The sequence below is a fragment of the Actinoallomurus bryophytorum genome, assembly GCF_006716425.1.
Classification (GTDB): Bacteria; Actinomycetota; Actinomycetes; order Streptosporangiales; family Streptosporangiaceae; genus Actinoallomurus; species Actinoallomurus bryophytorum.
On record NZ_VFOZ01000002.1, the window covers coordinates 48738 to 62391 of the forward strand.

Annotated in this window: 13 protein-coding genes; 6 read left to right on the top strand and 7 right to left on the bottom strand. The window is 71.5% G+C overall.

The features are described from left to right. Window positions 1-18 precede the first annotated feature (18 nt). Window positions 19-1560 (bottom strand): FAD-binding protein, encoded by a 1542-nt coding sequence (locus tag FB559_RS36420; RefSeq protein WP_141962189.1) that lies wholly within the window; start codon window positions 1558-1560, stop codon window positions 19-21. A gap of 166 nt (window positions 1561-1726) precedes the next feature. Between FB559_RS36420 and FB559_RS36425 the strand changes: the two genes are divergently transcribed. Further along, on the top strand, window positions 1727-2143 hold the full coding sequence (locus FB559_RS36425; RefSeq protein WP_221640602.1) for a nuclear transport factor 2 family protein: 417 nt from the start codon (window positions 1727-1729) through the stop codon (window positions 2141-2143). A gap of 17 nt (window positions 2144-2160) precedes the next feature. Here FB559_RS36425 and FB559_RS36430 read toward each other — a convergent pair whose 3' ends face one another. Beyond that, on the bottom strand, window positions 2161-3006 hold the full coding sequence (locus FB559_RS36430) for an alpha/beta fold hydrolase (RefSeq protein ID WP_141962190.1): 846 nt from the start codon (window positions 3004-3006) through the stop codon (window positions 2161-2163). A gap of 127 nt (window positions 3007-3133) precedes the next feature. Between FB559_RS36430 and FB559_RS36435 the strand changes: the two genes are divergently transcribed. Beyond that, window positions 3134-3907 carry an SDR family NAD(P)-dependent oxidoreductase gene (locus tag FB559_RS36435; protein WP_141962191.1) on the top strand — a complete coding sequence of 258 codons (774 nt, stop codon included), beginning with the start codon at window positions 3134-3136 and terminating at the stop codon, window positions 3905-3907. 71 nt (window positions 3908-3978) lie between these two features. Here the strand turns inward: FB559_RS36435 and FB559_RS46350 are convergent, their stop codons facing one another. From FB559_RS46350 to FB559_RS36450, 3 genes are all read right to left on the bottom strand, one after another. Then, window positions 3979-6141 (bottom strand): vWA domain-containing protein, encoded by a 2163-nt coding sequence (locus FB559_RS46350; protein WP_141962192.1) that lies wholly within the window; start codon window positions 6139-6141, stop codon window positions 3979-3981. 454 nt (window positions 6142-6595) lie between these two features. Further along, window positions 6596-7378 carry a 2-keto-4-pentenoate hydratase gene (locus FB559_RS36445; RefSeq protein WP_141962193.1) on the bottom strand — a complete coding sequence of 261 codons (783 nt, stop codon included), beginning with the start codon at window positions 7376-7378 and terminating at the stop codon, window positions 6596-6598. 97 nt (window positions 7379-7475) lie between these two features. Further along, on the bottom strand, window positions 7476-8381 hold the full coding sequence (locus FB559_RS36450; protein ID WP_141962194.1) for an SDR family oxidoreductase: 906 nt from the start codon (window positions 8379-8381) through the stop codon (window positions 7476-7478). A gap of 58 nt (window positions 8382-8439) precedes the next feature. On the opposite strand from FB559_RS36450, the gene FB559_RS36455 reads away from it, so the two are divergent. The 4 genes from FB559_RS36455 to FB559_RS36470 are packed head-to-tail and all read left to right on the top strand — an operon-like array spanning window position 8440 to window position 11868. Beyond that, window positions 8440-9195, top strand: coding sequence for an enoyl-CoA hydratase family protein (locus FB559_RS36455; protein WP_141962195.1), 756 nt, complete (start codon window positions 8440-8442; stop codon window positions 9193-9195). Next, entirely contained in the window at window positions 9192-10043 is an 852-nt protein-coding gene (locus tag FB559_RS36460) for a CoA transferase subunit A (RefSeq protein ID WP_141962196.1), read from the top strand. Before FB559_RS36455 ends, FB559_RS36460 begins: the two co-directional genes overlap by 4 nt. Continuing rightward, complete coding sequence (locus tag FB559_RS36465; RefSeq protein ID WP_141962197.1) at window positions 10040-10768, top strand: CoA-transferase subunit beta; 729 nt, start codon at window positions 10040-10042, stop codon at window positions 10766-10768. Before FB559_RS36460 ends, FB559_RS36465 begins: the two co-directional genes overlap by 4 nt. After that, complete coding sequence (locus FB559_RS36470) at window positions 10765-11868, top strand: NAD(P)H-dependent flavin oxidoreductase (RefSeq protein ID WP_246122710.1); 1104 nt, start codon at window positions 10765-10767, stop codon at window positions 11866-11868. Before FB559_RS36465 ends, FB559_RS36470 begins: the two co-directional genes overlap by 4 nt. Here FB559_RS36470 and FB559_RS36475 read toward each other — a convergent pair. After that, the gene (locus FB559_RS36475; RefSeq protein WP_141962198.1) at window positions 11852-13000 is read right to left on the bottom strand and encodes an acetyl-CoA C-acetyltransferase; all 1149 of its coding nucleotides are present in this window, start codon (window positions 12998-13000) and stop codon (window positions 11852-11854) included. The two genes, FB559_RS36470 and FB559_RS36475, sit on opposite strands and share 17 nt — an antisense overlap. A 14-nt stretch (window positions 13001-13014) precedes the next feature. After that, a complete protein-coding gene (locus tag FB559_RS36480) occupies window positions 13015-13644 on the bottom strand; it encodes a TetR/AcrR family transcriptional regulator (RefSeq protein WP_141962199.1) in 630 nt (209 codons plus the stop codon). Window positions 13645-13654: the final 10 nt, after the last annotated feature.

Consider the following 13654-nt stretch of genomic DNA (forward strand, 5'->3'; position numbering starts at 1 on the left):
TGACTCTCGGTCCGCTGCTCATCGGCCCGCGGCCATGTCCAGCGCCGCCAGGTGGCCGAAGACCATGCACGACCCGATCGGGTTGCCGCCGCCGGGATACGCGGTGCCGCTGACGGCCGCCATGGAGTTCCCCGCGGCGTACAGGCCCTTGATCACCTGGCCGGAGGTGTCGAGCACCCGTGCGGCCGCGTCGGTGCGCAGGCCGCCCTTGGTGCCGAGGTCGGAGAGCCCGAACGCGACGGCGTGGAACGGGCCCCGCTCGATCGGGACCAGCGGTGAGCCGTCGGAGAACGACCGGTCGTAGGGCTCTTCGCCGCGGTGGAAGTCCTCGTCCGTGCCCGTCTCGGCGAACGCGTTGAACCTCGCCACGGTCGCGGACAGCCTCCCGGCGGGAACCCCGATCCTGTCCGCGAGCTCGCCGAGCGTGCCGGCGCTGACCCACAGGCCCGCGTCCTCGTAGTCACGGGTCTCCCCCAGCGGCACGCTGGTCGAGCGGACCGGCGGGCGTACGCCCTCGCGGTCGTCGTAGACCATCCAGAACGGCAGGGTCACCCGGCCCTCGTCCATGCGCTCGATGACCACCCGGCCGATCCGGTCGTAGGCCCAGGACTCGTTGACGAACCGCTCCCCCTGGTCGTCGACGAAGATCCCGCCGGTGAACCACAGGGAGAAGGTCGACCTGCCGTCCGGGTGGGTGATGCCCGGCGACCACCATGCCTCCGACATCAGGTCGGTGCTCGCACCTGCGTCGATCCCGGCCTGGATCGCCCTGCCGAGGTTCCCGGCCGGGCCCATCGCGTCCTTGACCTCGCCGGGGACGCCGTACCGTGCCCGCATCTCCGCGTTGCGCTCGAATCCGCCGGAGGCCACGAGCACGCCGCGCCGGGTCCGGATGCGGTACCTCCGGCCATGCCCGGCGACCACGGCGCCGACGACGGTGTCGCCCTCACGGATCAGTCCGTCGCAGGCCGTCTCGGTCCGAAGTTCGACCGACTCGCGTTTCGACAGCGCCATCAGGAACCGGCCGATGAGCGCCTGGCCTCCGTGGACGAGGTCGGGCAGCGGCCGCCCGGCGCGGTCGGTGCCCAGGGGTGGCCGTACCAGGTCGCGGAGCGAGCCGAGCTGCTCGGGCTTCAGCGGCATCGGCATGATGTGCCGCCCGGTGGCGCTCGCCTTCGGCGCGGACCCGAAGTAGTCGGGCCACGGATAGACCATGAACGCGAAGTCGGCGTCGCTCTCGAGGTAGTCGACGAGCGGGGCGCCGTTGTCGATGAACGCGTCCTGCAGGTCCCGTGGCGTACGGTCGCCCACGACGGCCCGGTAGTACGTCCTGGCGTCCTCGAGGGTGTCGGTGTCACCGGCTCGCCGGAGCGCCGCGTTGCACGGGAACCACAGGCCGCCGCCGGAGTAGGCGGTCGTGCCGCCGAACCGGTCCGTCGCCTCGACGACGATCACCGAGAGCCCCTCACGGGCGGCGGTGTAGGCGCCGGTCAGCGCCCCGCCGCCGGAGCCGGCGACGAGTACGTCGCACTCCTCGTCCCAGGTCTGATCCGGCGTCATTCGGTCTCCCGGGCGTCCGGCGTCATGGCGACATGCTCGACGTCACCTGGGCACCCGTGTTGCCCGGTCCCACTCAACAGGACCGTGGTCTCCTCCCGCGGCCACCCCGCCCCATGCTTTCCCCATCGCGCCGCCGCCGGGTGGCGCGGCCGGTGAAGGAGGCTCGGTGCTGGACACGCGACGGCTCTCGGACCGGATCGAGATCGCCGACCTGCTCACGACCTACACCAGGGCGGTCGACACGGGCGAGTGGGACCTGCTCGACACGGTCTTCACCCCGGACGCCCGGATCGACTACACGGCGACCGGCGGCATCCAGGGCGCGTTCCCCGAGGTGAAGGCCTGGCTGGCGGAGGTGCTGCCGAGCTTCGCCCGGCGCCAGCACCTCCTGTGCCAGTCGGCGGTCGTCCTCGACGGTGACGCCGCGACGGTGACCGTGTACTTCGCGAACCCGATGGTCACGGTGCGCGGCGACGTCGAGCACCTGTTCGCGTGCGGCGGTTACTACCACCACGACCTCGTACGCACGCCCGCGGGCTGGCGGTCCCGGCGGGTGACCCAGGAGCTGGTGTGGACCCGGTGAGCCGGTGTCGTTCCGGCTCACTTCCTGGTGAGGAAGGCCAGCACGGCGCTCTCCCAGGCGTCCTTCTGCTCGATCATCACCCAGTGCCCGCAGTCGGGAAAGACGTGCAGCTCCGCCTGGGGGATGGTGCGCATCGGCACGATCGCCATGTCGAGCGGGCTGACCCGGTCGTCACGGCCCCAGGTGAGGAGCGTCCTGGCCTTGATCTTGTGGAGCATCGCCCAGTACGGCGGGGTGTCCCCCGGCGGCCGGGCGTTGAGCAGCGCCCGCCCGTACATCCGGCGGGCACTGGCGAGCGTGGCGGGGTCGGTGGCCTGGCTCCAGCGCTCCTCGATCAGCTCCTCGGTGACCAGCGCGGGGTCGTGGACCATCGAGTAGAGCCACTGCACGAGCCGCTCGCGGGTGGGGTCCTCGGTGAACTCCACCAGCAGCCTGATCCCCTCGCTCGGGCCGGGGCTGAACAGGTTACGGCCCACGCCGCCGATGGTCACCAGCCGGCGCACCCGGTCGGGCTGGGCGGCGGCGACCTGCGCGGCGACGATGCCGCCCATGGAGTTGCCGATGACGTCGGCCCGATCGAGCCCGAGCCCGTCGAGGAACCGCGTGACGGCCTCGGGCGCGGCCACCATGGGATGCCGGTCGGTCGGTTCGCTGACGCCGAAGCCGGGGAACTCCAGGACCAGGCAGCGGAACCACTCGGCGAACACCGGGAGGTTCCCGCGGAAGTTACGCCATCCCGTCACGCCGGGGCCCGAGCCGTGCAGCATCAGCAGCGGCGCGCCCTCGCCGGCCTCGTGGTAGCGCAGCACGCCCTGGTCCGTCGCCAGCTCCCGCAGGGTGGACTCGTACGTCAGTTCGGCCATCGTCGACCTCGGCTCGTCGCGGACGTGGTGGGGAAACGCTATTCAGTGCCGGCCGCGACCGGCCGTCCTCATCCCGATCAGCGAGACCCTGGCCCGCGCGCCGCCGCCCACCGCCGAACCTGGCGGGATGACCACTGACAGGCCCGACTTCGCCGGGCGTCAAGGCGCCGCGCTCGTCCTCGGCGCGAGCGGGGGCCTCGGCGCGGCCGTCGCCGGGATGCTGATCGGCCGGGGCAGCGATGTCGCCCTGACCTTCCGTCGCGACTCGCCGAGGATCCGCGAGCTGCTCGGGTCTCCCGGGGGGAGGACGCGCGCCTACCGGCTGGACCTGCGGGATCCGGAGGCGTGCGCGAGGGTCGTCGGCGCGTCCGCCACCGACTTCGGCGGCCTGCACACGCTCGTGTACGCCGCCGGCCCGCACGTGCCGATGCTCCACCTGAGCAGGGTGACACCCGAGCAGTTCCGCGCGCAGCTGGTCGACGACGCCGCCGCGTTCTTCAACGCGGCCCACCCGGCCCTCCCCCACCTTCGCGCGTGCGGTGGCTCGGTCGTGGCCGTGACCACCGCGGCGACGAGCCGGTTCCCGGTACGCGACGGCCTGTCGGCGGCACCGAAGGGCGCCGTCGAGGCACTCGTACGCGGCATCGCCGCCGAGGAGGGCAGGTTCGGCGTACGGGCGAACTGTGTCGGCCCCGGCATGCTGACCGACGGGATGGCCGAGCGCCTCATCGCGTCGGGCGCCCTCGACGCCCGCGCCCTCGACGCCGCACGCGCGCGCATCCCGCTGCCCCGCTTCGGCACGGCGGCCGACGTCGCCGAGGCCGTCTGCTTCCTGGCCTCCGACCGTGCCGGCTACATCACCGGCCAGAAACTCGACGTCGACGGCGGCTACGGCGTGTGAAACCCGGCCGAGGCCGGGCGGAGCCATGGTGGTCCGCCCGGCCTCGGGTTCGATCGGTCAGATGGGGTTGGTTATGGGCAGTTGCCGATATCGCTTTCGGAGGAGGCCAGGACGACGTCGGTCCTGGCCAGGCCGAGGGCATTGACGGTGAGGTGGACGGCGTTGACGGTCAGGCCCTTGTCGGGGCTGGTGATCGGGGTCTGCTCGTTGAGGACGAGCTTGACGACGCCGACGTTGACCGTGGTGTTGGGTGCGATATGGGTGGGTTCTGCGATGACCACCGTGCTGCCGACCTTGAGGAAGGCGATCGTGGTGGCTCCGGTGGATCCCGTGCAGGTGGTGGTGGAGCTGGAGTTGATGGTCTCGACGGTGACCACCGGAATGCCGGTGATCCCGACAGTGGTGTCGTCGATGGAGGCGGTGGCCACCGATTTGCCGGGGAACTCGGTGGTGGCGACCTTCGCGCACAGGGCATGCGCGCTGATCAGTCCGCTGAGGGTGGCGGTGCACGGCACCGAGGTGGTGGCGGTCGAGGTGGTGGAGATGTGGCCGGTGTCGGGGGTGGGCGCGATGTTGACGAGTGGGATGCCGGCCAGGGTGGCCTTGGCGGTCAGGCCGTAGGCACGTCCGGTCAGCCGCTGCGGTGTGACGGTGACCTGTTCGGCGCTGCACGGTGAGGTGACGGAGTTGTTGTCGGCGTCGCCACCGTAGGTGGCGGTCCACCGGTAGGTGCCGGCCGCGCCGATGGTCACGTTGCCGGATGCGGCGGTGCCGCCGCCGGACAGCGCGTCGGTGCGGGTGGCGATCGGCGTCCCGCAGGTGGTGTCGCCGGGCCCGAACAGCTGGAACGTGACGCTACCGGTGGGATGGAATCCGCCGGAGATGGTGGCGGTGTCGGACACGACGCCGCCGGCGGGCACCGACCCCGATGGGGTGGTGGTGATGCCCGGGGTGGCCTTGACGACCACGACCTGTTCATCGCCGCACGTGGAGGTGACCGGGTTGTTGCTGTCGTCGCCGCCGTAGGAGGCCACCCAGCGGTAGGTGCCCACCCCGCCCGCGGCGACGTTCCCGGATGTGGCGGTGCCGCTGCCCGACACCGTCCCGGTACGCGTCGCGATGGGCGTCGCACAGCCGGTGTCACCGGGCCCGAACAGCTGGAACGTGACGGTGCCCGTCGGATGGAACCCGCCGGTCAGGGTCGCGGTGTCAGAGACGTTCCCGCCCGCGGGCGCCGAGTCCGATGGCGTCGTGGCGATCGACGGGGTCACCTTGGGGACGTGTTCGGTGATCGTTTCAGTGAAGCCCGGTGACAGGACACCGTTGAGCAGGAAGTCCACCTTGCAGGTCAGGGTGCCTCCCGGTACGGCGTCGGCGCCGACGGAGACGACCTCGGTGAAGGTGGCGTCATCTCCGCTGGTCACCGTCCTGCTGCCCGGTGTCAGGGACACCGACAGGTTCGGGTCGCAGTCGCGTAGCTGGTGGGTGACCGTGACCGGCAGGTTGTGCAGGGCCGCCAGGATGGTGTTGCTGACCTGCGAGGGGTTGATACCGGAGAACAGCTGTCCACCCGTGGCGTTCGTGATCGCGCTCGCTTGCCCGGTCGAGTTCAGCCCGGACAGGTCGAGCGCGAGCACGGTGATGTCGGCTGCCTGCAGGGCGCTGATCGCATTGGCCAGCGTATGGCCGTTGCTGGGGTCATGGCTGGGGGCGTCCCCGATCAGCAACACGATCCGAGAACTGTTCGGCCGGAAGTCGACCGCCCCGGACGCGACCTGGAACAGACCGTTGATGCCGTCCTCGGGGATGTCGCCGCCGCCCGACGCGGCCAGCGAGTTGAGACCGTTGGTGACGGCGGCTTGATTGGCGGTGAGGTTCTGCGCCACCCGGAACGACGTCGCGTCCACCGACACATCTCTGTACTCGGCAACCGCGAACTGCGCGTCCGGCTGCGCCGAAGCTATGTTGGACAAAATGGTGTTCGCATTGGTCTGCACGTTCGAGATGACCCCGCCCATGCTCGCCGTCGTGTCGATCAAGAACGTGATATCCGGCTTGGGCGGGATCGCCGGAGTGGACACGGTCTTGGCGATCGTCGCCGATCCGCCCCGGGCCAGGTTCAGCGTCACATCCGCCGGGGTGACCCCGGGCGCGGCGGACGCCGTCCCTACCCCGGCCACCAGCATTGCGCCGGCCACCACCGCACACACGGCGGCCCGTAATCTTCGCGTCATTCTCACAGTGTCATTCCTTCTGGCGGGGCGTTATGCCATGACGAATTCAGGGTCGCCGGCCGTACGGAATTTCCATGATTGCGCCACCCAGGACGCCCCCTCCCCCGTTTTGGGCGCGCGCGGATACCAAATGGTATTGGTTAATGACCCCCGTGGCCTTTCAGCGCCGGCCGCTGACCAACAAGGCAGATGTGGCCACGGCCATAGAGTGACCGGTCGGGGAATAGATGTAAATAGGCCCTTTACTGTGAGTTCCCGACTGACCGCAGTCGGCCACTCCCGCCGATGAGAGGCACCCGCGAGAAGCGGTCTTTGCCGATTTTAGGTATGACCGATAAAAGGAGTGACCTCAGTTCGCCGCTTCAGAAAGAGCTGCCGTTCCCGTCCTCCGGGCCGACTGAATTGCGGTTATGGGCATCGCCGCAAAGTCGGCCAACGGCCTCCCACGCCCACCTCACTTGAAGCTGAGCGAGACCGAGCCGAGTTCACTGAACGTGGCGGTGAAGGTCTGGCCGCCCGCGACGTCGATGGCCCGGGTGCACGAGCCGGGCAGCACCACGTGCCCGGCGTGCAGGCGTACGCCGAAGGAGGCGACCTTGCGGGCCAGCCAGGCGACGGCCACGACCGGGTCGCCGAGTACCGCGTCGGAGCGGCCGGCGACGACGAACTCCCCGTCGCGGTACAGCGTCGCGTCGATCGCGGTCAGGTCCAGGCCATCGGGCGGGACGCCGTCCCCGATCACGTAGCCGGCCGAGGACGCGTTGTCGGCGATGGTGTCGGCCAGCCTGATGCGCCAGTCGGCGATCCGGCTGTCGATGAGCTCGATCGCCGGCACGACCCGTTCGGTGGCCGCGAGGACATCGGCCTCGGTGCAGCCCTCGCCGGGCAGGTCGGCACCAAGGACGAACCCGACCTCGACCTCGACCCGCGGGTAGCAGTAGCGGCCGGCGGCCACCGGCTCGTCCGGTCGCAGGGCCATGTCGGCGAGCAGGTGACCGTAGTCGGGTTCGTGCACGCCCATCATCTGCTGCATCGCCTTGGACGACAGCCCGACCTTGTGGCCGCGTACGACGCCGCCCGCCGCCAGCCTGCGCCGGATGTTGACGAGCTGGATCTCGTACGCGTCGACCACGTCGATGCCCGGATCGGTCTCGGTGAGCGGCGGGATCGGTGCCCGCTCCCGCTCCGCCGCCCACAGGCGGTCGGCGACCTCCGCGCGCTGTTCCTCGGTCAGCATGCCGAAGACGCTACCGGCGCGTTCCCAGAGGCGACCGGCCCGGTCCCACTGGCCGGGAGCCGCCCCGTGAGGCATGTCCGGCGGACACGCCCCGCGGTCAGGCTCCGAAGACCGGCTCGGGCGGTGCCGCCTTGGCCAGCAGGCCGGCCACCACCGGACCCAGCTCGGCGGGGTCCCAGCGCGCGCCCTTGTCGGCGGCCGGGCCGTGCCGGAAGCCGTCGACCACGCCGATCTCGCCGCCCTTGACCTCGAACACCCGGCCCGTGACGCCGCGGGACTCGGCCGACCCCAGCCAGGCCACCAGCGGCGAGACGTTCTCGGGCGCCATGGCGTCGAACCCGCCCGCCTCGGGCGCGGCCATCATGTCGGTGAAGAGCTCCTCGGTCATCCGGGTGCGTGCCGCCGGCGCGATCACGTTGACGGTCACGCCGTAGCGGGCCAGCTCGGCTGCGGCGACCAGGGTGAGGCCGACGATGCCCGCCTTGGCGGCGGAGTAGTTGGCCTGCCCGACGTTGCCGTACAGGCCCGCGCCGGAGGAGGTGTTGATGATCCGTGCGTCCACCGGCCGTCCGGCCTTCGTCTCGGCGCGCCAGTGCGCCGCGGCGTTCTTCATCGGCAGGAAGTGGCCCTTCAGGTGCACCCGCATGACCGCGTCCCACTCGTCCTCGCCGAGGTTGACGAGCATCCGGTCGCGCAGGAACCCGGCGTTGTTGACCAGCACGTCGAGCCGCCCGAAGGCCTCGATGGCGGTGGCGACCAGCGCGGCGGCGCCGTCGGAGGTGGCGATGTCGACCTCGCTCGCCACGGCCTGGCCGCCCAGCGAACCGATCTCGCGCACCACCTCGGCCGCCGGTCCCTCGTCGCCGGGTCCGGCACCGTCGCGTGCCACCCCGAGGTCGTTGACGACGACCGCGGCACCCTGCCGGGCGAACTCCAGGGCGTGCGCCCGCCCGAGTCCGCGTCCGGCACCGGTCACGATGACGACTCGTCCCGCGCAGATCATCGCGTGGCCTCCTCTGCTAGATTCCTTCTAACAAATGTTTGGTGGAAAGGTAACACTTATGGGAGTCTCCACCACAGCCCATCCCGACGGAGTCGCCGAGATCGTCGTGGACGTCCCGCCGGTGAACGCGCTCACCGTGCGAGGCTGGTACGACCTGGCCGACGCGGTCACCGCCGCGGGCCGCGACCGGCGGGTGCACGCCCTCGTGCTGCGAGCCGAAGGCCGCGGCTTCAACGCCGGCGTCGACATCAAGGAGATGCAGGCCACCGAGGGCTTCGACGCGCTGCTGGGCGCCAACCGGGGGTGCGCCGCCGCGTTCGCCGCCGTGTACGACTGCGAGGTCCCGGTCATCGCCGCGGTGCACGGGTTCTGCCTGGGCGGCGGGATCGGCCTGGTGGGCAACGCCGACATCATCGTCGCCAGCGAGGACGCCACGTTCGGGCTGCCGGAGGTGGACCAGGGCGCCCTCGGCGCCGCCACCCACCTGGCCCGGCTCGTCCCCCAGCACCTGATGCGCGCCATGGTCTACACCTGCCGGACCGCGACGGCGCGGCAGCTCCACCACTACGGCTCGGTGCTGGAGGTCGTGCCGCGCGAGGAGCTGCGGGACACGGCGCTGGAGGTGGCCGCCCGTATCGCGGCCAAGGACCCGCTCGTCATCCGGGCGGCCAAGGAGTCGCTCAACGGCATCGACCCGGTGGACGTCAGACGCAGCTACCGGTTCGAACAGGGCTTCACCTTCGAGCTCAACCTCGCGGGCGCCGGCGACCGTCACCGCGACGCCTTCGTCGGCAGGCGGGAGACCCCGGCATGAGCACCACGGACAAGGTCATGTCGATCGACGAGGTGGTCGGCTCGCTGGAGAGCGGGATGACGATCGGCATCGGCGGCTGGGGTTCACGGCGCAAGCCGATGGCGTTCGTACGCGCGATCTGCCGGTCGTCACTGACCGACCTGCGCGTCGTCTCCTACGGAGGACCCGACGTCGGCCTGCTGTGCGCGTACGGCAAGGTCCGCAGCGTCACCGCCCCGTTCGTCACGATGGACTCGATCGCGCTGGAGCCGCACTTCCGTGCCGCCCGGCAGAACGGGTCGATCACGTTCACCGAGTACGACGAGGGCATGTTCATGTTCGGCCTGTACGCGGCGGCGCACCGGCTGCCGTTCCTGCCCACCCGCGCGGGCCTCGGCTCCGACGTGATGCGGGTCAACCCGGACCTGCGGACCGTCCGCTCCCCCTACGACGACGGCGAGGAGCTGGTGGCCATGCCGGCGCTGAACATGGACGTCGCGCTCGTCCACATGAACCGCGCCGACCGGCGCGGCAACGCGCGCTACCTCGGACCCGACCCGTACCTGGACGACCTGTTCGTGAAGGCGGCGACGGCGGCCTCCTACGTCTCCTGCGAGCGGCTGGTGGACACCGCCGACCTGCTCGCGGACGGCCACGTCCAGTCGCTGCTCATCAGCCGCGTGCACGTGACCGGCGTGACCGAGACGCCGAACGGCGCCCACTTCACCACCTGCGAGCCCGACCACGGCCGTGACGAGGCGTTCCAGCGGGAGTACGCCAAGGCCGCCGCCGATCCCGCCGCGTGGGAGGCGTTCCGGCGCCGTTACCTCGACGGAGACGAGAAGGCATACCAGGAGGCGGTCCGATGACCGAGGCCACCCGCGCGGAGATCTGCGTGACCGCGTGCGCCGAAGCGTGGCGGGGCGACGGGGAGATCCTGGCCGCCGCCATGGGCACCTGCTCCGTCCTCGGGGCGCGCCTCGCCCGGCTGACGTTCGAGCCCGGCCTGCTCACCACGGACGGCGGCGCGCTGCTGACCGCCGAGGCGATCCCGCTCGGGGCGGAGGCGGGCGCGATCGAGGGCGGCCTGCCGTTCCGCGACCATCTGTGGCTGGTCGCGGCCGGGCGGCGGCACGTGATGATGGGCGCCAGCCAGATCGATCCCCACGGCAACACCAACATCTCCGCGATCGGCGACTGGGAGCGGCCGAAGTCGCAGCTGCTCGGCGCCCGGGGCGCGCCGGGCAACACGCGGTGCAACCCGACCAGCTACTGGATCCCCCGCCACTCGACGCGGGTGTTCGTGGAGCGGGTCGACTTCGTGAGCGGCGTCGGCACCGACCGCGGCGCGTTCGACCTGCGCCGGGTGGTCACCGACCTGGGCGTGTTCGACTTCGCCGGGCCCGGCGGAACCCTGCGGCTGGTCTCGGTGCACCCCGGCGTCACGGCGGACCAGGTGCTGGCGGCGACCGGTTTCGACCTGCCGGTCCCCGGAGACGTGCCGACGACCCGTACGCCCACGGATGAGGAGCTGCGCCTGCTGCGCGGGTTCCTGGACCCGAAGGCCCTGCGCGACCGGGAGGTGCCCACGTGACCGAGCGAAGCGAGGGAACCAGGCAGCACGGCATTCACACCGCGCTGACCGAGCTCACCGGCGTCCGGCATCCGGTCGTGCAGACGGGCATGGGCTGGGTGGCCGGGCCACGGCTGGTGTCGGCGGTGGCCGAGGCCGGCGGGCTCGGCGTGCTGGGGTCCGCGACGATGACCGTCGACGAACTCGCGTCCGCGATCGGCGAGGTCAAAGACCGTACCGGCGCGCCGTTCGGGGTCAACCTGCGGGCCGACGCCGGCGACGCCGCCGACCGCGTCGACCTGCTGATCAGGGAGGGCGTCAAGGTCGCCTCGTTCGCGCTGGCGCCCAGCCAGGAGCTGATCGGGCGGCTGAAGGACGCCGGGGTCGTGGTGATCCCGTCCGTCGGCGCGCGGCGGCACGCCGAGAAGGTGGCCGGATGGGGCGCGGACGCGGTGCTGGTCCAGGGCGGGGAGGGCGGCGGGCACACCGGCCCGGTCGCCACCACGCTCCTGCTCCCCCAGGTGGTGGACGCGGTGGACATCCCGGTGATCGCGGCCGGCGGCTTCTTCGACGGGAGGGGGCTGGCCGCCGCGCTGGCGTACGGCGCGGCCGGGGTGGCGATGGGCACGCGGTTCCTGCTCACCGCCGACAGTTCGGTGCCGGACGCGGTCAAGCGGGTCTACCTGGACATGGCGGAGACCGTGGTGACCCGGCAGGTGGACGGCCTGCCGCACCGGGTGCTGAGGACCGGCCTCGTCGACGCCCTGGAGACCCACGGCCGGATTCGGCGGCTGGCCGGGGCGGCCCGCAACGCCGCGCGGTTCCGGAAGCTGTCCGGGATGAGCGTGCGGGCCCTCGTACGCGACGGCCTGACCATGCGGCGCGGCAAGGACCTGTCGTGGTCACAGGTGCTGATGGCGGCCAACACCCCGATGCTGCTGAAGGCCGCCATGGTGGACGGCCGTCCCGACCTCGGGGTGATGGCGTCCGGTCAGGTCGTCGGGGTGATCGGCGACCTGCCCTCGTGCGCCGAGCTGATCGAGCGGATCATGCACCAGGCCGTGGCGGCGATCGATGCCTCACACGGCCTCCTCGGGCAGGACGTCACAGGCGCTCGATGATGGTGACGTTGGCCTGACCGCCGCCCTCGCACATGGTCTGCAGGCCGTACCGCCCGCCGGTGCGCTCCAGGTGGTGCAGCAGCGTCGTCATCAGCCGCGCGCCGGTGGCGCCGAGCGGGTGGCCCAGCGCGATGGCGCCGCCGTGGGGGTTCGTGCGCCCGGGGTCGGCGCCGGTCTCCTTGAGCCACGCCAGCACCACACTGGCGAACGCCTCGTTGATCTCCACCGCGTCGATCTCGCCGATGGTCATCCCGGCCTTCTTCAGCGCGTACGCGGTGGCGGGGATGGGCGCCGACAGCATCCGGATCGGGTCCTCGCCACGGGCGGAGATGTGGTGGACGCGGGCGCGCGGGGTCAGCCCGTGGTCGCGTACGGCCTGCGCCGAGGCGATGAGCAGGGCGGCGGCACCGTCGGAGATCTGGGAGGACACGGCGGCGGTCAGCCGTCCGCCGTCGACCAGGGTCTTCAGCCCGGCCATCTTCTCCGGCGAGGTGTCGCGGCGCGGACCCTCGTCGGTCGTGACCCCCTCGTACGGGGCGATCTCCTTGCCGAACAGGCCGTCGTCGATGGCCCGCAGCGCCCGCTGATGGGACTCGTAGGCGAACCGCTCCATGTCCTCACGCGTGATGTCCCAGTCGCGGGCGATCATCTCGGCGCCGTTGAACTGGGAGACCTCCTCGCGGCCGTAGCGGGCGACCCAGCCCTTCGAACCGTGGAACGGACCCTCGGGGAAACCGAGCGCGGTGCCGCTCGCCGATCCGATCGGCACCTGCGACATGTTCTGCACGCCGCCCGCGACCACCAGGTCGGCGGTGCCCGACAGCACGGCCTGGGCGGCGAAGTGCACCGCCTGCTGGGACGAGCCGCACTGCCGGTCGACGGTGACGCCGGGCACCTCTTCGGGCAGCCCGGCGGCCAGCCAGCACGTGCGTGCGACGTCCCCGGCCTGCGGGCCGATCGCGTCGACGCAGCCGAAGACGACGTCCTCGACCGCGGCGGGGTCGGCACCCGACCGGTCCATCAGCGTGCGCAGCACGTGGGCGCCCAGGTCGGCCGGGTGCACCCCGGACAGGCCGCCGCGGCGCCTGCCCACGGGGGTGCGGACCGCATCGACGATGTAGGCCTCGGCCATCGCGCTTTCTCCTTCTAGTCTTCGGGACTCGCCTGGATCCCTTCGAGGACCATGGCGAGGTACTGCTTGGCGACCTCTTCGGCGGACATGCGCGCGCCGGGCTGGTACCAGCTCGCGGCGACCCACACGGCGTCGCGGATGAACCGGTAGACCAGCGGCCGGTCCAGGTCGGACCGGAACTCGCCGTCGGCCACGCCGCGTTCGAGCAGCGCCAGCCACATCTCCTCGTGGCGTTGCCGGGAGTCGGCCAGGTAGCCGAAGCGCTCCCAGGTCGCGACCAGGTACGGAGACTCCTTCTGGTAGATGACGACGGCGTGCCGATGCGCGTCCATGCACCGGAACGACTCGGCGATCAGCGCCTCCAGCGTGTGCCGGGCGCCGAGACCGGCGTCCAGGACGCGGTCGAAGCCGGCCCACATGTCGTCCAGGAAGGTGGACAGGATCTCCTCCACCATCGATTCCTTGGAGTCGAAGTGGTAGTAGAGGCTGCCGCCGAGGATGCCGGCGGCGTCGGCCACCTCGCGCACGGTGGTGGCGGCGTAGCCGCGCCCGGCGAAGACCTCGGCGGCCGCGGCGAGCAGCTCGGCGCGCCGGACCGCGCGTGCGCTGGTGGTGCCCTCGGCATCGCGGCGTCGTGGACTCATCGGGCAGGGT